The organism is Lacinutrix neustonica (genome assembly GCF_026625145.1).
GTDB lineage: Bacteria > Bacteroidota > Bacteroidia > Flavobacteriales > Flavobacteriaceae > Lacinutrix > Lacinutrix neustonica.
In genome coordinates this window covers 3,343,258-3,362,868 of record NZ_CP113088.1, presented here as the reverse complement: position 1 = coordinate 3,362,868, position 19,611 = coordinate 3,343,258, and the positions used below count along the sequence as shown (strand labels likewise).

General features: G+C 32.9%; 24 protein-coding genes and 1 pseudogene. 2 read left to right on the top strand and 23 right to left on the bottom strand.

Translation table 11 applies throughout. The features are described from left to right. Window positions 1–93: 93 nt before the first annotated feature. From N7U66_RS18225 to N7U66_RS18115, 23 genes are all read right to left on the bottom strand, one after another. Entirely contained in the window at window positions 94–663 is a 570-nt protein-coding gene (locus N7U66_RS18225) for a prolyl oligopeptidase family serine peptidase (RefSeq protein WP_267676398.1), read from the bottom strand. Window positions 664–818: 155 nt separating this feature from the next. Then, entirely contained in the window at window positions 819–1,655 is an 837-nt protein-coding gene (locus N7U66_RS18220; protein ID WP_267676397.1) for a beta-propeller domain-containing protein, read from the bottom strand. Between the two features lie 11 nt (window positions 1,656–1,666). Further along, a complete protein-coding gene (locus tag N7U66_RS18215) occupies window positions 1,667–2,206 on the bottom strand; it encodes a beta-propeller domain-containing protein (RefSeq protein ID WP_267676396.1) in 540 nt (179 codons plus the stop codon). 304 nt (window positions 2,207–2,510) lie between these two features. Further along, window positions 2,511–2,948 (bottom strand): helix-turn-helix domain-containing protein, encoded by a 438-nt coding sequence (locus tag N7U66_RS18210; protein WP_267676395.1) that lies wholly within the window; start codon window positions 2,946–2,948, stop codon window positions 2,511–2,513. Window positions 2,949–2,964: 16 nt separating this feature from the next. Continuing rightward, on the bottom strand, window positions 2,965–3,279 hold the full coding sequence (locus N7U66_RS18205) for a hypothetical protein (protein ID WP_267676394.1): 315 nt from the start codon (window positions 3,277–3,279) through the stop codon (window positions 2,965–2,967). Between the two features lie 232 nt (window positions 3,280–3,511). Continuing rightward, on the bottom strand, window positions 3,512–4,984 hold the full coding sequence (locus N7U66_RS18200) for a sensor histidine kinase (RefSeq protein ID WP_267676393.1): 1,473 nt from the start codon (window positions 4,982–4,984) through the stop codon (window positions 3,512–3,514). An 8-nt stretch (window positions 4,985–4,992) separates the two neighbouring features. Further along, on the bottom strand, window positions 4,993–5,655 hold the full coding sequence (locus N7U66_RS18195) for a LytR/AlgR family response regulator transcription factor (RefSeq protein ID WP_267676392.1): 663 nt from the start codon (window positions 5,653–5,655) through the stop codon (window positions 4,993–4,995). A gap of 682 nt (window positions 5,656–6,337) precedes the next feature. Further along, entirely contained in the window at window positions 6,338–6,706 is a 369-nt protein-coding gene (locus tag N7U66_RS18190) for a hypothetical protein (protein ID WP_267676391.1), read from the bottom strand. Further along, on the bottom strand, window positions 6,703–7,344 hold the full coding sequence (locus N7U66_RS18185; RefSeq protein ID WP_267676390.1) for a hypothetical protein: 642 nt from the start codon (window positions 7,342–7,344) through the stop codon (window positions 6,703–6,705). The genes N7U66_RS18190 and N7U66_RS18185 overlap by 4 nt, the downstream gene beginning before the upstream one ends. Then, window positions 7,341–7,874: an SdpA family antimicrobial peptide system protein gene (locus tag N7U66_RS18180; RefSeq protein ID WP_267676389.1), complete on the bottom strand. Its 534-nt coding sequence runs from the start codon at window positions 7,872–7,874 to the stop codon at window positions 7,341–7,343. Before N7U66_RS18180 ends, N7U66_RS18185 begins: the two co-directional genes overlap by 4 nt. A 115-nt stretch (window positions 7,875–7,989) precedes the next feature. Beyond that, on the bottom strand, window positions 7,990–8,772 hold the full coding sequence (locus N7U66_RS18175) for a hypothetical protein (RefSeq protein WP_267676388.1): 783 nt from the start codon (window positions 8,770–8,772) through the stop codon (window positions 7,990–7,992). A gap of 1,217 nt (window positions 8,773–9,989) precedes the next feature. Next, the gene (locus N7U66_RS18170) at window positions 9,990–10,421 is read right to left on the bottom strand and encodes an organic hydroperoxide resistance protein (protein ID WP_267676387.1); all 432 of its coding nucleotides are present in this window, start codon (window positions 10,419–10,421) and stop codon (window positions 9,990–9,992) included. Between the two features lie 166 nt (window positions 10,422–10,587). Beyond that, window positions 10,588–11,076, bottom strand: coding sequence for a peptide-methionine (S)-S-oxide reductase (locus N7U66_RS18165; protein WP_267676386.1), 489 nt, complete (start codon window positions 11,074–11,076; stop codon window positions 10,588–10,590). Between the two features lie 51 nt (window positions 11,077–11,127). After that, a complete protein-coding gene (locus N7U66_RS18160) occupies window positions 11,128–11,364 on the bottom strand; it encodes a hypothetical protein (RefSeq protein WP_267676385.1) in 237 nt (78 codons plus the stop codon). A 125-nt stretch (window positions 11,365–11,489) separates the two neighbouring features. Continuing rightward, a complete protein-coding gene (locus N7U66_RS18155) occupies window positions 11,490–11,765 on the bottom strand; it encodes an ATP-dependent Clp protease adaptor ClpS (RefSeq protein ID WP_267676384.1) in 276 nt (91 codons plus the stop codon). 102 nt (window positions 11,766–11,867) lie between these two features. Further along, entirely contained in the window at window positions 11,868–12,449 is a 582-nt protein-coding gene (locus tag N7U66_RS18150; protein WP_267676383.1) for a M57 family metalloprotease, read from the bottom strand. Next, window positions 12,415–12,645, bottom strand: a complete 231-nt coding sequence (locus N7U66_RS18145; protein WP_267676382.1) for a hypothetical protein — start codon at window positions 12,643–12,645, stop codon at window positions 12,415–12,417. The genes N7U66_RS18150 and N7U66_RS18145 overlap by 35 nt, the downstream gene beginning before the upstream one ends. A 319-nt stretch (window positions 12,646–12,964) precedes the next feature. Continuing rightward, complete coding sequence (gene prmA / locus N7U66_RS18140) at window positions 12,965–13,801, bottom strand: 50S ribosomal protein L11 methyltransferase (RefSeq protein ID WP_267676381.1); 837 nt, start codon at window positions 13,799–13,801, stop codon at window positions 12,965–12,967. A gap of 165 nt (window positions 13,802–13,966) precedes the next feature. Beyond that, complete coding sequence (gene tpiA / locus N7U66_RS18135; protein ID WP_267676380.1) at window positions 13,967–14,716, bottom strand: triose-phosphate isomerase; 750 nt, start codon at window positions 14,714–14,716, stop codon at window positions 13,967–13,969. Window positions 14,717–14,885: 169 nt separating this feature from the next. Further along, a complete protein-coding gene (locus N7U66_RS18130) occupies window positions 14,886–15,962 on the bottom strand; it encodes an ABC transporter permease (protein ID WP_267678555.1) in 1,077 nt (358 codons plus the stop codon). Window positions 15,963–16,082: 120 nt separating this feature from the next. Beyond that, window positions 16,083–17,264: a BT_3928 family protein gene (locus N7U66_RS18125; RefSeq protein ID WP_267676379.1), complete on the bottom strand. Its 1,182-nt coding sequence runs from the start codon at window positions 17,262–17,264 to the stop codon at window positions 16,083–16,085. An 83-nt stretch (window positions 17,265–17,347) separates the two neighbouring features. Further along, window positions 17,348–17,584, bottom strand: a complete 237-nt coding sequence (locus N7U66_RS18120) for a four helix bundle protein (protein WP_267676378.1) — start codon at window positions 17,582–17,584, stop codon at window positions 17,348–17,350. Between the two features lie 136 nt (window positions 17,585–17,720). Beyond that, entirely contained in the window at window positions 17,721–18,272 is a 552-nt protein-coding gene (locus N7U66_RS18115) for a DUF1599 domain-containing protein (protein ID WP_267676377.1), read from the bottom strand. Window positions 18,273–18,377: 105 nt separating this feature from the next. Between N7U66_RS18115 and folP the strand changes: the two are divergent. Continuing rightward, a pseudogene (folP, locus tag N7U66_RS18110) lies at window positions 18,378–19,201 on the top strand (dihydropteroate synthase). A 1-nt stretch (window position 19,202) separates the two neighbouring features. Beyond that, a complete protein-coding gene (locus N7U66_RS18105; protein WP_267676376.1) occupies window positions 19,203–19,544 on the top strand; it encodes a hypothetical protein in 342 nt (113 codons plus the stop codon). Window positions 19,545–19,611: the final 67 nt, after the last annotated feature.

Genomic DNA, 19,611 nt, shown 5'->3' with positions numbered 1-19,611 from the left:
TTAACAGGAAACTCTATTTTTTTAATTGATAATCAGGATGTCCAGTTTGCCATAATACAAAAGAAAAAATATTAGCCCACTCTTCGTATAGTTTTAGCTGATCGTTAGAACCATCATGACCGAATTAAAATCTACATTAAGCATCACAGGCCTTTTAAGCGTAGTTGCATTTTGTAATTTAGCAGCAAATTTTCCTGTCATCCATGGATTAACCAATGGATCATTAATACCAATGGTTAAATAGGTTGCAGGATAATCAACGCTATCCTTAATGCTTAAATAAGAATCCATAGTTATTAACCCTATAGATTCAGTAGAATCTTTTACAGTACCAAATTCTTTATAGTTAGAACCTCCAGCACCAGTTTCCATTCTTAATGGATTTAATAAACCGGCTTCAGATATAGCTACAGCAAACAAGTCCGGCCTTTCTGTCATCGCTCTTCCTATTGTTATACCTCCAGCACTACCACCATAAATTGCTGTATGATTAGATGAGGTAAATTGCTCATTAATTAAATACTCAGTACAAGAGATTAGGTCTTTCCAAGAATTTGGTTTTGTTGTTTTAAACCCGCCATTGTGCCACTCTTCTCCTTTTTCGCCACCACCTCTTACATGTGCAATACCAAAAACACCACCATTTGCAACAAAGTTCAACATTAATGGTGAAAAATAAGGGCTTTCTATATCTCCGTACGCACCGTATGAATAAATGAAAACAGGGTTTTTACTATTCTTTTTTATGTTTTTATCGTATATGATTGATAAAGGAATTTTTTCACCATCGTGGGCAGTTACTAGAACTTCATCTGCAATTAAATTTTTAAATTCGGGAAATTCATCTTTGGTAATAAATTATCTTCAATGAACGTATTCGTTTCATAATGATATTTATAGCGAATGTTTGAGTTAACCCACCCGCGAGTAGTTACCCATAAATCATTACTATTAATGGATTTTGTGTAAAGGCTAATTTCACCTGCTTTTTTGGGAGTTTCTATCATTTTTTCCCCACTACTATCAATTTTGTATAAATTAGCCTCTACCCCATGTTTAGTAGTAGTGTAGTAGATCACATCCTTCGTAATTTCAAAATTATTAATAATTTCTGAAACTTTTTCCTTTGCAACTATTTTTGGCTTTTCAAAATCTAAAGAATCCATTGTCACGGAAAGAATATTTCTATTGATAGTGTTTTTAGCAGATAAGAAAATGAATTGGTCACCCTTAAAGAAACCATTATTATGAACTACTTTCTCCTTTTTTGAATGCAGTAGTTTCCAATTAAGACGACCTAATTTAATGTCATCTATTTTGGCATAATAAGCGTCCCAATAAGTATCTACCCCAGCAATATAGCCTATAATATATTTATCTTCAGCAGATTTTATCACAGGAATAGGATATTCGTTTTCATTAATATTAAATTTTGAATGTGTTTTATTTCCGAAGATTGATTTTAGGTCTTTAGGGTCTTCATTAAGAAAATAGATTACCGCTTGTGAGTTTTGCTTGAATTTAGTTTCTGAAGTATCACCATTAGGGAAGTGAAGGAACGTTATACCGGAGTTATCGGGAAGCCAGTTCACACCTAAAAAATTTGAAGGCCAAGCATTATCTATTGTTTGAGATTTCGGTTTTTTAGTCTCCATGTCTATAACAATCAGTTCGGACAACTCTCTTCCGAATGTGATAGTGAAACAATAATGTATTTAGAATCCCAACTAGGATTTATGTAATTTATAATATAATCATTGCCTGCTTCTGGTTTGAAGGATATAGGGTCATATAGTAAAAACTCTTCACCATCTTCGGTGTTTTTATAGTAGAGCTTGTAATAGCTTTCATCAATATTTTTTTTTAAATAAAACCATGTATCATTTTCGGTAATCCTTACTTTACTAATTTTATAAGATTTCCTATTATCAATCTCAAATAATGTTCTAACTAGACTGTCTCTTCCAGCTATTTTATTCAAGTAATTTTCAGCATATTTATCTTGAGCTTCGTACCAAACAATAATTGTAGAATCTTTCGTGTTTTCAATGTTTCTAAATAAGTCTTCGACTTCTTTACCAAAATAATTATCAACAGCCCTTATACCCTCTATAGCAGGAGGGGTTAAAACTTTGTCAATTTTATTTTTTTCTGAACAATTAAAAAACAAAAACAGGAACAGTGTAACTAAAATTTTATTAATCATTATTTAAAAACTATGGTATGGTTATATAAAAACAGTTCTAATATAACATTATAATTAGAACTGTTTCGTACATGCAAAAATTAATCCTCAGTATTACCTTGGCCAGGCTTTTTAAGTTTGTTCTTATCTATAATAATATCACCACCATTAGTACCCCCAATAACAGTTAACATGTTCTTTAAAGATAACTCGGGAAAGTTGCAAATTTTTGATTTTTGATTTTTTTTATGTTTTTGTTAATTACAATTTTATGAATTTATTTTTAATGAGCTATTGTAATAAGCATTGAATGAGTCGAAATTTATTAATTTCGAGTTAATTTGTTTAATTCTGTTACATAGAATGAAGGCTTGATTCCCGTTTTGTTATAAAAAGCTTTAGAGAAAGATTCTGAATTACTAAATCCAACCTCGCTAGAAATTGCTTTTATTGTATACGCTCTTAATTGATGGTTAGAGTTTAATTGTTCCAAACAATATTCTAGCCTTAAATCATTTAAATAATTAGAAAATGAAAGTCCTTTGTAATGGTTAACTATTTTTGAAAGATAAACACTATTAGTATTAAAATCTTTAGCTAAATTATTTAATGATAAATCCTTTCGAAGGAATTTGTTTTTGTTCTCAAAGTCTTTCAATTCATTTAAAATTCGCTTTATAACGTCATCTGCTATATCAAATGACTTTACCTTTGTTATATTGGTGGCGCCTAAATCTTTTTGAATATTATTTCTCGAGATCAAATCGTTAAACCGGTTTTTATATTTTTTTTGATTTGAATAGGTAATAACTAAAAATATAGTAATAATAAGGCTTATTTAATTTTTCTAATTCAATTTTCCAGCTGTCATAGATTTTTTCCAGTCCTTTCAAGATCTCTCTTTTAGCCTTTCCTTTGGGTTCGCGTATGTGGCTATTCGTAAAATTTAAATTATCCCATGGGTCAACATATACTTTCGCCTTATTATATTTATATTCAATTAAATGTTCATGATGGAATTCTAAATACCCTTCAATCCATTTTGGGATATTAGCAACCTTCCTTTTTAAACCTCTAATTTTCTTGTATCTCATGGTTTTGTTAAATGATGACCAACGTACTTGTATAAGATCGTTTGCGTGTTTTAAGCTTTAAAGTTAGTAAATTTGAACTATTAACTGTCCTATTTATGGGGAAGCTACAATAATGACTAATTTCTAATTTTCAAACACCGAGGGCTTCCTTATCCTTTAACTATTTATATTATTCATTGTCTTTACTTCTAAAATTTCAATTTTTTTTTAATCGTTAACAAACCCCAAATAATTATACCGTTTTATAAGGAATTTGAATCGTAACTTGAGTGCCTTTAGAGTTCTGTTCGTCACCAATATTTTCCAAAAAAAGATCATAGTTTTCATTGCACTTCTGAGCAAAAAGCTTTAATCTTTCTCTAGTGATATCAATCCCCATCGATTTGTGATTGATACTTTTTTTACGCTTTATTTCCAACGATTTTAAAATGCCAATACCATTATCCCTTACCTTAATTAACAAATACTTGTCTTGTTTTTCTATACTAAGATTGAGCTTTCTATCTTCTTCCTTATTGGCTAATCCGTGCCAAATGGCATTTTCAATAAAAGGCTGAATAATAAACGGAGGCACCATAATAAGCTCCGGCGAGTTAATGCGATTGTGTAGTGTTACGCTAAATTTAATTTGATTGTTAAACCTTTGATTTTCTAAAGCAAAATAAAGCTGTGTAATTTCAATTTCCTTTTCCAAGGAGATTTCTTCTTCCCAAGAATGATTGAGGATACTTCTTATCAACTTTGAAAAATTATTGATTTGTTCAATTGATTTTTCTTTTTCATCATTGATTATTGTCCCTTTAATAGAGTTTAAAATGTTAAAGATAAAATGAGAGTGGGCCTGACTTCTAAATACCTTAGATTTTAATACGCTGATACTATGTTTCAATTCAAGCTCTATTTCCTTTTCAGCAAACAATTCAATACGCTCTAAAAGGATCTCATTATTATACTCAATAAGTTTTTTATTTTCTTTTAACTGCGTTATTAATTGTTTTTGAAACTTGTTTTTTTCCTTAAATATGCCATAAACTTTTATACCTAGTGCAATAATAAAAAATAGAAATTCAACCTGAACTCCAATCATAAAGAAAAATATTGGAAAATCAAACCCGTCATTTACAGAGAAATACATAGAAACAAGTGCAGATACAACGTAACTAGTGCCTCCTAAAATTATATAGTATTTTGCTGGGTTTTTTGTTTGGAGGATTTTATAGATAATATATACCACAAAAGGCAGAAATGTAGGGATATAGAAATATATTATAAATTCACTAAAATAGTAAGGCAAATCTGTATTAGTATTTGAGAGAAAGAAGACATTAATTAGGGTAAACCCAAAACACGCCAATCCTAAGATCCAAAGAAATTTAATGATAAGTGTATCAACTTTAGGTTGGGTTATTTTAAAATTAAAAAAGGAACGTATAAAAAGAAGATATAGGGTATAATAAACAAATTGAAGCGGCCAGTTGACATACAAATTAATTTCCATTACAGTGCTACTTGCACTATGCGATATTACATCTAGGGCACGTATACCAATGTAAATATTTAAGCAAAAAGCATATAGTGAATAGAATAGAAAACTTCTTTCTTTTATTTTAAGATAAATAAAAAATGTAATTAAGGAAAGTATAAAAATACTTCCTAGCGTACATCCATAAAACAGCGTATAAAAATTGTCATTAAAAAAATTCAATGATTTATTTAATTTGTAATGAGTTGTAACAATTCATTTTTCTTACTTCTAGACACAGGTAAGTTCTTGCCATTGGTTAAAATTATTTCTCCACCATCACCTCTATAATATTCTACAATATATTTTCGATTCACTAAATACGACTGGTGAATCCTTAAAAACTCCTTTTGGTCAAGGCTTAAAAATAACTGTTTCAAGTTTTTAGAGATAAGATGTTTTGGTCCATTATGCATAAAAACATACGTGTAACTTCCTTGAGATTTACAATACAGTATTTCATTTTGCTCCACAAGAATTATTTTTTTCTCCATATGAAGGGCTATTTTGGAATGCTTTATTTCATTGTTACTTCTCGAGTTTCTTAATATTTCTCTTAAATTTTCTCCTAAAGTTTCTTCTTTTTGGTGTTTAATAACTTTTTTGATGGCAATACCTAATTCCTCTTTGTCGATGGGTTTCAATAAATAATCTATAGCATTTACCTTCAGCGCCTTAATCGCATACCGGTCAAAAGCTGTAATAAAAATAATGTCAAAGTCCCTAAATTCAAGTTGATTTAATAACTGAAATCCATCCATATCAGGCATTTGGATGTCTATGAAAAGTAAATTTGGTTGCAAAACATTTATGGCTTTTATAGCTTCGCTGCTGTTTTTTGTAGAAAAAACCACTTCAATTTCTCGGAAAATGTGTGCTAAGCTCCCATTTTAAACTCTCTATGGAGAGTTGTTCATCGTCTACTATAATTGCCCTCAGCATTTTTGTTGATTTGTATGTGTAATACTAAGTTATAAAATTTATATAATACTAAGGTCATCGTTTACACTAAATAATTGTGAATCATATAAATATATCTGTTTTTTTTACATAATATTAAAAATATACTACGTTCGTATAGAACGTCATTAATATGAATAAAAAGAAAAAATGAAATTCTTTTATTTTGGCAAATGCGTGATCTCTAAACCAGATAAAGATTGCTTCAAAACATCTTCACAGCCTAATGTTTTAGTGATTAACACATCGTTAGATGCTAACTGTTCTGTTAGAAAACTCATTAATAATAACACGAAAATGATAAAAAGGTGAATGAACTTTTTTATTACTCATCTATTTTTAATTGTGGCCCTTTAAGGGGTAGAACGTTACATCATAGCGCTAGAAAACCAATGAGTAACTTAACCCCTAAAGTAGAGCGACTGGTATTTATTTTGGAAAAACATAAATGAAGTGTTATCCTTTATTACAGTCATTACAATCACCCTAAGCAAATAAACAAAACCAGCAACTCCACCTTTTTTCAAGACACTTAATAGTAACGTGAAAAATAAAAGACACCCCTCTAATCTGTCATCATCCCTTTTCAGTAACATTTGTTTTTATACGCTGTTTTTCCGGATATTTTTTCCACTTAAAAAAAGAAAACACTTGGTTTTCTCTTTTATCATTTCGTATTCTAAAAGGTATTGGTTTTAGTTTTAATACCGGCGGGGGTGTCTCTGAAGGAATTAAATATAGAATGAGTCCGCCTAACATAGCAAAGAAAAAACTAACCAATCCCAAGAATAGGATAATAAAAAAATGAAACATAACGCCCGGAGGAAATACTAAAAGTTTGGTTTTTTTATTAGAAAAAATTACAGCAAATAATACGAGTTCTAACAAAAGGGTCCCCCAAGTCGCTGCTGAGACAAATATGGAACTGTTTAATAAATTCATCATAAATGGGTCCATCCACTCGGGTAGCTAAAGAAGGCATCATTAACATAATAGTAAAATGCGCTGCCTACCTTCCATTCCTCAGACACATATATTTTATCTGTTACTGCATTGAGATACAAGAGTGACATCTGAATGGCAACCAATACAAACATCAAATTTCCAACAAACTTTTTATATTCAGAAAACTTATCGCATGCCTGCCAGTGCCACTTTCTATGATCTAATAGGGTAACAGGAATTAATAACAAGGTAAGAATCATTGCTATTTGATCTCCGCCCTCTAACAAACTGGAAGCGTGAAAAAAACTAGCTGTAACCCACCAATGCAATATTCCAGTAAATCTTGGCCGCCATCCGGAGGCAACAATTAGTAAAATGACAATTGCAATCGCTTTAGAGTACCCTAGATCCTCCCAACCAAACACATAAAATAAGTTATAGTTGCTAAATAATTTCTCTCCTAATTGACCGTTGTACATCCCTTGGTCAAATAATACAAGTGTATCACTAAATGAAAGAATAATTAAGACACACAATGCAAGTATTGTTACGGATAATCCATACACCCAGGTAAATGGATTATTAGAAAACATGTGATTACTTATAGTATTATAAGCTTTTTTATAGTGTTGTATCATGATTTAACCAATTGAAATGGAATGTATTTAAAGTTTTTAGAATAAGGCCCCTGATACTTTGCCCAAGACCAAGGAGTGGTTTGATATTCTTTGAGTATATAATTTCCTTCTTCTATATATAATAAACCGGGTACGGGTTCTATACACTCATAAGCCAGTTTGTTCAGTTGCATATTTTTAAGGGGAATCGCAGAAGGTTCCCAGGCCTCTGTTTGAGGCAATTTATTTTTAATACGAAGCACTTCCAGCCCGATGCGGCTGCCTTTGCGTGAGAGTCCGAAATAATTATCTGAGGAAGTAATACGGAAGTTTACTAAATGTAGTTCTCCCGCTACAATTTTGTACAGTCTATATTTTGGCTCCCGAGGGTCTCCGGTAAAAAATCCCCAGCCCTGTGGAAAGAAGGTCTGAATTGTTTTTGTTTCCGATGTGGAGACATTCATGACATTATCACCTAAACTGGTGATAAAATTAATATGTAAATATCCAAATACTATTACAAATCCAAACAAAAGAAGTACATGTTTCATAAGATTATTTTTTTTACAATTGTCTAGTGCTTTTAAAGAACCCCTTGAGCTATTACTAGACTCAAGGGATTTGAGTATTTCTGCTATTGTTCAAAAGCCATTACAATTTCTTTAATTAGTTTTTCTCCGAATAATTATCATAATCTGAATGCATTATAGGTGCTTTTTTCACCTGAACACGAGGTAAACACAAATAATTACTAGGTAAAGCCCTAGGTGATGCAAAAGGAAAAGTAGGATTATATGGGTAAATAAGTACTCTAGCAAAATTGTTAGTCACCTCAATCAATTTAAGGCTATAATTATATGCTAATTGATAACGTAATAAATCAGGATGAGGGCTAGGATCTGGCCTATTTTGTTCATCACTAAAATTAAATTCACTTACAATAGTTATTAATTTCTTATTTAATGCTTCTAATTCTTTAATATCAGTAAAATTATAGTGTTCAACATCAAGATTAGTGAGTTGCTCTACTAATATTGTGTCTCTTGCTGACTCCGGAAGGTCTATGTAAATAATTGCCATCAGCAAGCCACGCCCATAGACCAATTCTTCTTTTACTTGCTCAAAATCTTTGTTTTGAACAGCATGGGCCAATTGCTTCAAGAAACTAGGATTTTTTTCCTTTACTTCATTTAAATAGTCTTCAGCAGCTGCTGTATAATGATTAAAAAATTTGTTATCTTCCTTTTTAGTATCGTTCAATAGCGTCACTTGCTGATCAAACGTAGGAATAGATTTTGCCTCTTCTCCTAAATAGAAAAATAAGGATTTAAAAACAGCTTCGCTGTCAAGCTCCTTTTTATCCAATGGATCCTCAGACGATACATTTTCTGTTTCACAACTCATAAATAACAGCATTACTATTACTAAAAGATTAATGGATTTTTTCATAATTTGTTGGTTTTTATTGTTAATAATCGATAATTAAAAAAATGCTATACTTGGGTTAGAATTTATAGTAAACATTAAGTTTTTTCTCTATTCTCTTTTTTAGGCGTCTCTAATAAGAATCATGAATAGACCAAATAGACCTAACCCAAAACTCTTAAAAACAAGACTTTACACCTATTTTGTAAAAAGATATCGTGAAAGTAATCATTAAACTAAGACGTTTGCTACAAGGATTTATAGCTTGTACAATTGAGTTTATAACAAGTAGATAATTGCAGTAATTTCGAAAATGAACCCATCTATTTTGAGATTTTTGATAGTATCATTTTTTAAAAACAATCACATTGTACTAAAAAAGGACATACAGCTCCTCCGCTAGTGCAACTGTCTCACTCGTGCCTACAAAACTTATATCGTGACTTAATCAATCCATCATTCTCTAAGGTATCCCTTCAATATCTTTTTTTTGTACAGTTTCATCTTTAGCACAATTTCTACCACTGTTATACGTACTCTATTCTTCCTCAATTTTCTTTTTAATTACCTACCCTCTCCGGAGTTCAATTGGTTTACTGTATTGTTGTCAAAACCCGTTTTAAGTTATATTACCATTTTTATTCCCCACAACTTCCCTCATTCCCAGCAACCATCATCTTGTACTTTCTTGAGGGTTTTACTCCATGACTTTAATCGTTTGTATTGCCGTAAATCCTTTGAAATTCATTAATAAAACCGAGGTGTTATTATTTTCGGATCTAAATAGTAAATGCCAATGACTTCACGTAAAGTATTAAACAAATACTTCCATACTCATCTCGCCACGACAATATGTTATACTCACTTCTAAACCGAAAAACAATCTTGCTTTGAATTAAATCAATTTCATTCAAAGCAGCACACAAGCGAAGTGTATGATCGAGTTCCTCTTAAAAATTAGATACAACGCAAGAAAACTTATAAAGTAAGGTGCTATTGGATGTTTGAATGTGTATTTTCTACTCGTTTCTAAACTTCAATATTATTTGAATAATATGTTACTTTTACTCGTGTTTTTAAATTTTATAGACCCTAAAACGCTCATGCTAGATGTGGCTTAAAGGTTGCCTAGCTGCGACTCACATGGTTAATGGTAAATCCATTCGAGGTCACAAAAAAAAAGCTCACCGATTGGTGAGCTTTTTTTTTATTTTTAAGCTATTTTCAAGAAATAAATGAATCTATTCGTCTAATAATAAATTTAATGTTACTGTAATATTATCCCGTGTTGCTTTACTAAATGGGCACACTTCATGAGCCTTTTCTACTAAATCTTCACCTGTTTTAATATCCACTCCTGGAATATAACAATCTAAGGTTGCCTCTAAAAAGAAACCATCCCCGTCTTTACAAAACCCTATAATAGCGGTCACGTTTAACTTTTCGTCGTCAATAGCAACGCCACCCTCTTTAGCTACTGCTTGAATAGCGCCACCAAAACAGGCGGCGTAAGCGGCTCCAAAAAGTTGCTCGGGATTTGTACCTGAACCTCCATCACCTCCCATAGATTTAGGAACTGACAAATTTAGATTTATCGGTCCATCATCCTCAGACTTAACATGTCCTTTTCTTCCGCCTAAAGCATTCGTTGTTGCCTCATATAATGTTTTCATCTTTTTATTTTTTTTATGATTAATGAATTAAAGATACTACCCTACACGTTTCTAATAAAATGAACGGTCTTAAAATTCTCATAAATAAACAAAGAGATGTTTTTTTCTTTATTGATTTAAGCAAAGAATAAAAGATAACACTATAGTATAGTAACAAAAAAAAGCATCAATCATCTAACGTAACTCCATCTACATATTTTGGAAACTGCTGTAGTAGCATTTTCAATTTTGGCTCAATGAACGTTCTACAAAATGGTTTTTTTGGATTATTAAAATAATAATTTTTGAATTGCTCTTCAGAAGGTTTAAAAGCCTTAAAAAATAAAACTTCAGTAATTATTGGTTCATTAAATTGACTCTGAAGCTTTTTAAAGATTACTTTAACTTTTCTAATTTCAATCCCTGAATACACATACACTGCTGAACGGTATTTTTTCCGCATAGAATGCTGTGAAGTACTATTGTGGGTCAATAAATGAACCTCTGTAAGAATTGGCAATGATATTACATCAGGATCGTAATGTACAATAACAGCTTCTGAGAATGAGCTGTTTTCATTTACGGAAGCCACAAAACCTTGTTCAACTACTATAACGCCCTTTAAGGATTGAAACACAGCTTCTGTACACCAATGACAACCTCCTCCAAAAGCCATTTTAGATAGCATTTATGCCTGAATTAGATGTTGGGTGAAAAGAAGAAAAAACTACGCATTAGCAATTGGTTTGTCTTCATAAAAGTCTTCAAATGTTTTACCTGTAATATAATCATCTTTTAAGACTTTAAAGACCGTGAATATTAATGAACCTTGACCTATTACTACTAAGTAAAACACCCAAGTGAAAGCAATGTTTAGTGAAGCAAAGAGGACCAAAGTAATTAAAATTAAGGTCGTAAAACCTAACCATTGCATAGCAGAAACCTTTAACTTTATCATTTTCATTCAATTAAAGCAATTCATTTACTCCTTTAATAACGCGAATAATTACAATTCACGTTTATACTTTTTTAAAATAAGTACAGGAATAAAAACTCAACATAAGCACTTTTCATATTAAAAAGTGATTTTTATATAATTTCAGCATTTATACCTGCCTCTAAAATCCTTGAGCACCTAGGTTTTAAATCTTTTAATGCCCCTGTTTTTACAGTGCACTTCCCTTTATAATGCACTAAAATAGTACATTGTTCTGCTTGTTCCGGAGTATGATCGCAAGCCTTTATCAATGTTTCAATAACATGATCAAACGTATTGATATCGTCGTTATAAACAACAATCTCATTATTTTTCATTTCTTTAGAAGCACTTTCAACCTGCTCTAATACCTTTTCTTTGGTACTCATTTTCAATATTTTAAACTAAAATAATTTTTTAAAATGAATTATTATAAAAAGGACGCCAAAAATTGGCGTCCTTTATCTAAAATTTAACTTTTCGTTAGATATTTAGTACATATATTGCAGACCAATTATGTCATCGTTATCAAATTCTCCATTTTCACCGCAGCTAAAGCAAGCCACCATAATTGAATTAGGATTGTATCCTGAAGAAGTCCCTGGAATAGCAATAGCACCTACTCCTGCAGTACCCTCATTAGAATTTTGACCACAACTTTGTCTCGTTTCCCAATCGGTATGTCTAAACCCAACTGAGTGACCAATTTCGTGTGTAATAACATGCTCTATTACATTGGTGTCGTAATTATTTAGACCATAGATTTGCACGTATTTGTTTGGCAATCCTCCACTAGGAAAACCAGCAGATCCTCCTGCTCCACCACCGCTGCCACGGTAAACCACCATGTCTTTGTTTTGGTAATCTGTACCAAACGTTAATGTGAATGAAATAGAAACACCGCTCAAACGATTGTAATTAGCAACGGCCCATTGTAATGCTGTTCTTTCTTTACTCGATAGCGCTTGACTGCCACCAGTATAACCGATGATAGATATATTTCTTCCTTGTGACACTAAATTATTGGTACGATAATTTCTATCTGTTATCCCCATACCGATCTCCAAGTCCATGATCTGCTTTTCGCTCATAATGATATCTTCCTCCACTTGGTACATTTCTTTTGTTGTACCATCTCGGCAACAGAAAATCAATGGGCTTAACACCGTCTGTGTTTAAATAAAACTCGGCAAGCTTGTTTACTATAGCTTCCGGAACATCATTAGTATTAGAATCCGGAAGGGCTTTAGATTCTCGGTTGAGATTCATTAATCTCTTCTTTTTGACAAGATTGGAAAAAGAACGCTAATGAAATAATCGCTATTAAAAATATTCTAAAATTTTTCATTTGTTTAAAGTAATTGTGATTAATTAATAATTTAAGTATCTACGTAAACAATGCGCATAGCATGGCAGGTATCAGTTTTTTTAATTAAATACTGACAAACTATGGTTTTAAAATAAATTTATTTCTTAGGCAAATGTAAGTAATTGAAAATGAAAATATTACGGGTTTTACCGTAAAATTCATAATTTTTATTAAAATTTTGAATTATAATTAACTTTTAGGCCAAAATATTAAACATAATTAATTTTTAAACTGTAGTGCGACCCAGTTATTCCTTTCCAGTTTAGACTGAAATACGAGTCCATTTTTAGTGCATTCTTCTTCAATCATAGGAATGTCATCGTTATAAAAACCACTTAAATACAAGATTCCATTTTTATTTAAACAAGAGGCATACACTGAAATGTCTTGTAACAGGATGTTCCTATTAATGTTGGCAATAATAACATCGTATGTTTTACCTGTTAACAAACTGGCATCTCCTTCAAAAACTTGAACATGAGGTGTATTATTACGTTCGGCATTTTCGACACTATTTAAATAGCACCAATTATCGATGTCAATGGCATCAATAGACGCAGCGCCTTTCATAGCCGCAAGAATAGCCAAAACCCCGGTCCCACACCCCATATCTAAAACCGATTTTCCTTGAAAATCATTTTTTAAAAGATGCTGAATCATCATATGTGTTGTTTCGTGGTGTCCTGTACCAAAACTCATCTTAGGCTCAATAATAATATCGAACTTCGTATTTGGTTTTTCATGAAAGGGTGCTCTTACAGAACATAAATCGTCCACAATTATTGGGTTGAAATTCTTTTCCCATTCACTATTCCAATTCACTTGTTCAATTTCATCAAAGGTATAAGTGATTTCAAATTCGTCATTAGAGAGCACAAAGATATCTTCTAAAATACCCTCAAACCATTCTTCCTTTTGAATGTAAGCGGTGACCCCTGTTTCGGTTTCCACAAAACTTTCAAAACCGGCGTAACCCAGTTCTGCAATTAAAATTTCAGTTGCTGGTTGTAATGGTGCTACTTTAAAGTAATAGCCTAAATAGATAGTGTTTGACATGTTTTAATTTACGAATTATAGCTTTTTTATTACGCCTTGCGTTATTCCCTAATTTGCGTTAGGGATTGAAATATTTGTTGGAGCTCCTCGCAGAGAGCGACTATTGAAAGCCCGCCCCTTGTGGTAACGCCATTTCTAAAAATTTTCTGTTCTCTTATTATTTAATTAAAACGCATTTACAATAGCATAGAAGTCTTCTGCATTAAGGGCTGCACCTCCAATTAAACCACCATCCACATCTGGTTTAGAAAAAATTTCTTTTGCATTTGATGGTTTTACACTACCGCCATACAGGATTGACATGTTATCTCCTACACCATTACCGTATTTATTAGACAGTGTTTTTCTAATAAATTGATGCATGTCCTGTGCCTGCTCCGGGCTTGCCGTTTCACCTGTACCAATTGCCCAAACGGGCTCATAAGCCAAAACTATATTTTTAAAAGCTATGGATTCTAAGTGAAACAAAGCCTTTCTAATTTGACGCTCTACTACGGCTTCTTCATTTCCGGATTTTCTATCGGCTAATTCTTCTCCAAAACAGAAAATAATACGCATATCGTTCGCTAAAGCCGCATCTACTTTTTTAGCTAAAATAGCATCCTCTTCATTAAAATAAGCACGACGCTCTGAATGCCCTAATATTACGGTTTGTATGCCTATACTTTTTAACATCCCTGCACTTATTTCTCCAGTATAAGCACCGTTTTCTGCAAAGTGCATGTTTTGCGCAATCACTTCTATATCACTTTGTCTTAAAGCTTCAAAAGCATTCCACAAATTAGTAAAGGGTGGTGCAATCATCACCTCCGCATTGGACGTATGCTGTTGCTCTTTTAACGCAGTGATTAACGTTTCTGTTTGTGCTAAATCGTTATTCATCTTCCAATTTCCTGCTACTATATTTTGTCTCATAATTAAAACCGGCCTAAGCAGGTGTCTTTTAATTTATACTTATTTTTAAACGTTCCCATTTTAATACTTAAAAAGTAGTCATTTTTACTCAAAATAAAATTGACTCGACCACACTATTATTGAAAATCTGACTATTTATTTGTGCAGAGATTCCTGTTTAAGCAGAAATTTATTCCAGCGTTACCTTGGGATCTAACCACGCATAAATAATATCTACAAAAATATTAATTATAATGAAAAGTACTGCTATAATCAATACAGATCCCATGATAACGGGTAAATCTAATGTATTTAGTGCATTCACTATTTCCTTGCCTAGCCCATTCCAACCAAAAATATACTCTACAAATACAGCGCCAGCTAACATACTGGCAAACCAACCTGAGATTGCGGTGACCACAGGATTCATTGCGTTTTTAAGTGCATGATTTTTAATGATTTGAAATTCAGACAAGCCCTTCGCTCGAGCCGTACGAATGTAATCTTGATTAAAAACCTCTAATAAAGAATTCCGCATTAATTGAATAACGACTGCCAAGGGGCGGATACCTAAAACGATGCTTGGAAGAATTAAATTCTTCCATTTTATATTCATTTTTTCCCCGAAATCATCGAGTTCATAAAGGCTACCGGTCATTTCTAAATTCGTGTATTTATGGAGTACGAACCCGAAAAACCAGGCAAACAAGATGGCACTAAAAAAGGAAGGCACACTCATTCCTATGGTACTCAATATCCGGATAGACTTATCTAAAACCGTGTCTTTTTTTAATGCAGAGACCACACCTAAACTTATCCCTAGCAACAAGGCTATGAGTATTGCGGTGATGGCCAACACAAAAGTATTGGGTAATGTTTCTCCTAAAACCTGACTTACTTTTTTTCCTTGTTTTGTAAAGGATTCCCTCAAATAAGGAAGCTTCACCACGGTTGTGGTTTCTCCTATAGTAAAAAGTGCTGCGGCTGTATATTTCTGGTCTCGCAAAAAGGTATAGTGGTCTCTTGAAGTGGCATGAAACGAAACGGGAGATAAATCGTTTAAATAGTATAAATACTGCGTGCCAATGGGTTTATCGAAGCCATACTTTGCCTTAATTATGGCTAACTGCTCACTGTCTTCATTTTGCCCCAACATCATGAGTGCCGGATCACCGGGTAAAACGTTAAATAAAAAGAATATGACTGTAACTACTCCAAATAATGTGAGTAATGCATAAACGGTTTTATTTAAAAAATAGGAAATCAGGCTATTGCTTTTTTAAAGTAATTTTAATGATAGAATCTAAATCGATAATTCCTATTTTAGTTAAGGCTAACGAATCTTTTATAATATCTACAGACTCAATCCTCTCTGGATCGATTTGATCTATATACGTTTTGTCGTACTGAACACCATCAATGAGATAGAGTCTTTTCTCTTCAACAACAGGTTCTCGCTTGCGCGGGACTTCGGCAAATCTAAATCATCCACATCATTAAAATGTACCTTTTGGATCACGGTACCTTTTTCCAATTTGACGATGCCTGGATTGGAGCGAATTACTGTTTTTAAGGCTTTTTCATCGCATAGATAAAAATCGAAATTCAAATCGTAAATCTGTTTTGTACTTGCTTTAGCATCTGCTCCGGACGCGGTTAAACCTATTACGGTATACCCTCTTTTTATGGCTAAATCTGTGATATCTTTAACGTTATTAAAGCCTTCAGCATTTGCTGTTTCTAAACTGTAAGAAACGACCATAATAAGATGGTCTTCAGCTAAAAAGGCATCGGTAAGATTGTCATCTTCTGTTTCAATTGAGAAATCTTTTATTGGCGGATCGTAGCCTGCTCTAATAACTTTCGTTTCCACCCCTACATAGGCCCCACCCGCAACCGTTGGGTAACTACCATCTGTTACTATTTCTTTTTCTTCACCATTCACTTTAAAAGTCCATGTGAATTCTTGTATGGGTTTTGGCGCATCCTCAGGTACGATCATACCGTCTGCTATATTTGCCCCAACTTTATAGGCTCTAAAATCCCAAGTTGGCAAATGCATTAATACGTGATAACCAAACCACAAACTTCCAATAAAGCCTAATAAGGCCAAAAGGGTTGTCGGGAATTTGCCGAATATAGGTTTGATATACTTTAAACCATAGACTAAAACGAGTATTAAAATTAAAAGAATCAAATCTTTAGAGAAGCTTTCCCAAGGATCCATTTTTAGGAAATCTCCAAAACAGCCACAATCTTTAACTTTCTCAAAATAGGCCGCATAAAAGGTTAAGAAAGTAAAGAACACAATCATAGCTAATAAGCTCCATACCGTAAATTTTGGTTTATAACCAATTAATAAGAAAACACCTAGTACAACTTCTAAAACCACGACAAACACAGCAATTCCTAGAGCATAGGGTTCAAAAACTGGCAAATTGAGAACGTCTGCACTAAAATACTCTTGTAATTTATAGGAGAAACCTATGGGGTCGTTTAGTTTTATTAATCCTGAAAAGATGAATAATGCTCCAACGAGTATTCTACAAATGTGTATAATGTCTTTCATAAAATTTTATTTAAATTTTAAAATTCTAAATCACAAAAACTAAATTCCAAAAAGCCCTCAGTTTTTAATTAAAATTTCTCAAATTATCTTAACTTATTTACTATTGATGATCGTGTTTTTCTTAATTCGTTTGCTTCAATTAGTAGCTTATAAATTCTTTCTGATTCATTTTCATTTAATTCCTTCAGAAGTTTTAACCAATACTCACTTTCCTTTGCTTCTTTTCTCGATATTCTCAATCTAAACAATAAATCTTTATCACCTAGCGTTTCATTTCCTTCAATGTAGCTTGCACCAACAGAGCCTGAAGACCTAACCAATTGCTTACCCTCTTCTATATTTGAAATTGTATTTTTTAATTCTTAAACTAACAATCTACAGTCGCTTGCGAATTCAAAAGTTCGTCGTTCAAGATCATTTGTTTTTTCTTCTCCCAATAGCTTTAGAATTTCGTATTTATTGTTTGGAATTTGAACTAGCCGGATGAATCATGGCAAAAATGGCATAATTAATCATGTCTTGATAATTAGCCGCAATGCCTTCACTTACAAGCGTTTTACCCGAATTATCCTCAATTTGCTTCACGCGAAGTAGTTTCTGTAAGATTAAATCTGTTAGCGAGCTTACACGCATCTCTCTCCAGGCTTCCCCGTAGTCATGATTTTTGTCTTGCATTAATTTTTTAGTAGTACTCACTTTTTCATCGTAAAGCGCCGTTGCCTTATCTGTAGACAAATCGGGCTGTTCCACCACGCCTAACTCTAATTGGATAAGTGCCATAATACAATAGTTGATAATCCCAATAAACTCACTCTGAATGCCTTCATCAATTTTTCTAACGTCAGTTTGTTGTAAACTCCTAATGCGTTGCGCTTTAATAAAAATCTGATCGGTAAGCGATGGCAATCTTAAAATGCGCCAAGCACTTCCATAATCGCTCATTTTATTAATAAACAAACTACGACACGTTTCTATTACGGCATCATATTGTTTTGAAGTATCTTGCATAAATTGAATGAATTTTGTGTAAATTTCGCATAAAATTGTTTAAAATTCAAGGTTTCGCGTTTATACTTTACAAATGCTTGACAAACAGCAAACACAGCGCTATCTATGACTATTAATTGTAACGGATCACTTATTGATTTGACGTCTCCAAAAGTAATGGGCATTTTAAACATCACTCCGCATTCTTTTTATGACGGTGGCCTCTACAAAGACACCGCTGTTATTTTAAATCAAGTAGAAAAAATGCTTACAGCTGGCGCCACATTTATAGATATTGGTGCCTACAGTTCAAAGCCAAAGGCTGAGGATGTCTCTCAAGAAGAAGAGCTAAAACGCGTCCTTCCTATTATTGATTTATTAGTAAAACAGTTCCCCAATAGTATTATTTCTATAGATACTTTTCGTGCGGAAGTGGCAAAACAAGCCATTGAACATGGGGCTGCCATGGTAAATGATATTTCTGCAGGGCAATTAGATGATAAAATGATGCAAACCGTTGCTCACCTAAACGTTCCTTATATTATGATGCATATGAAAGGTACGCCACAAACCATGCAACAACACACCCACTACAAGGCGCTTTTAAAAGAAACGCTCTTTTATTTTTCTGAAAAAATAGCACTAGCCGAGCGTTAGGGATTACAGATCTTATTATTGATCCTGGTTTTGGGTTTGCTAAAACACGTGAACAGAATTTTGAATTACTCAATAGCTTAGAAAGCTTCAAAATTATTGGATTACCTGTACTAGCAGGCCTTTCAAGAAAATCTATGATTTATAAAACACTACAAACTACTCCAGATGAAGCACTTAACGGCACCACAGCGTTAAACATGGTAGCCTTAGAAAAAGGCGCCACGATTTTGCGGGTTCATGATGTAAAAGAAGCTGTAGAATGCGTTAAACTATACAAACAACTACATGCCTAATATGAGATTATTTTACCTATTGCCGATGCTATGCCTGTTCTCCTGTGGCAATGAAAAAGCCGTACAATTACCCGAAATACAAAATGCAAAAATAACAACGGTTCAAGACATATCTCCTGCTTATATTTTTTATGATGAAACAAAACCCGACAGTGTTGAATTGAATAGAAAAAACCTGATAATTTCTACCAATTGGCTCTTTAATGTAGATAAACGCTTAACTTTAAGACAGGCAGTGCCTTCAATAAAAAAATTACAAAAAAAAAGCGTAATGCTACCCTACATAAAAATGAAAATGCACGAAACTACTTTACCTGCAATGATACCAGCATTAAAAACTTAGGCTTTATTGATTTTACAGATGTATTTTATGTCGATGATCCCGTTGATCTCGCTACAGTCACTTTTCA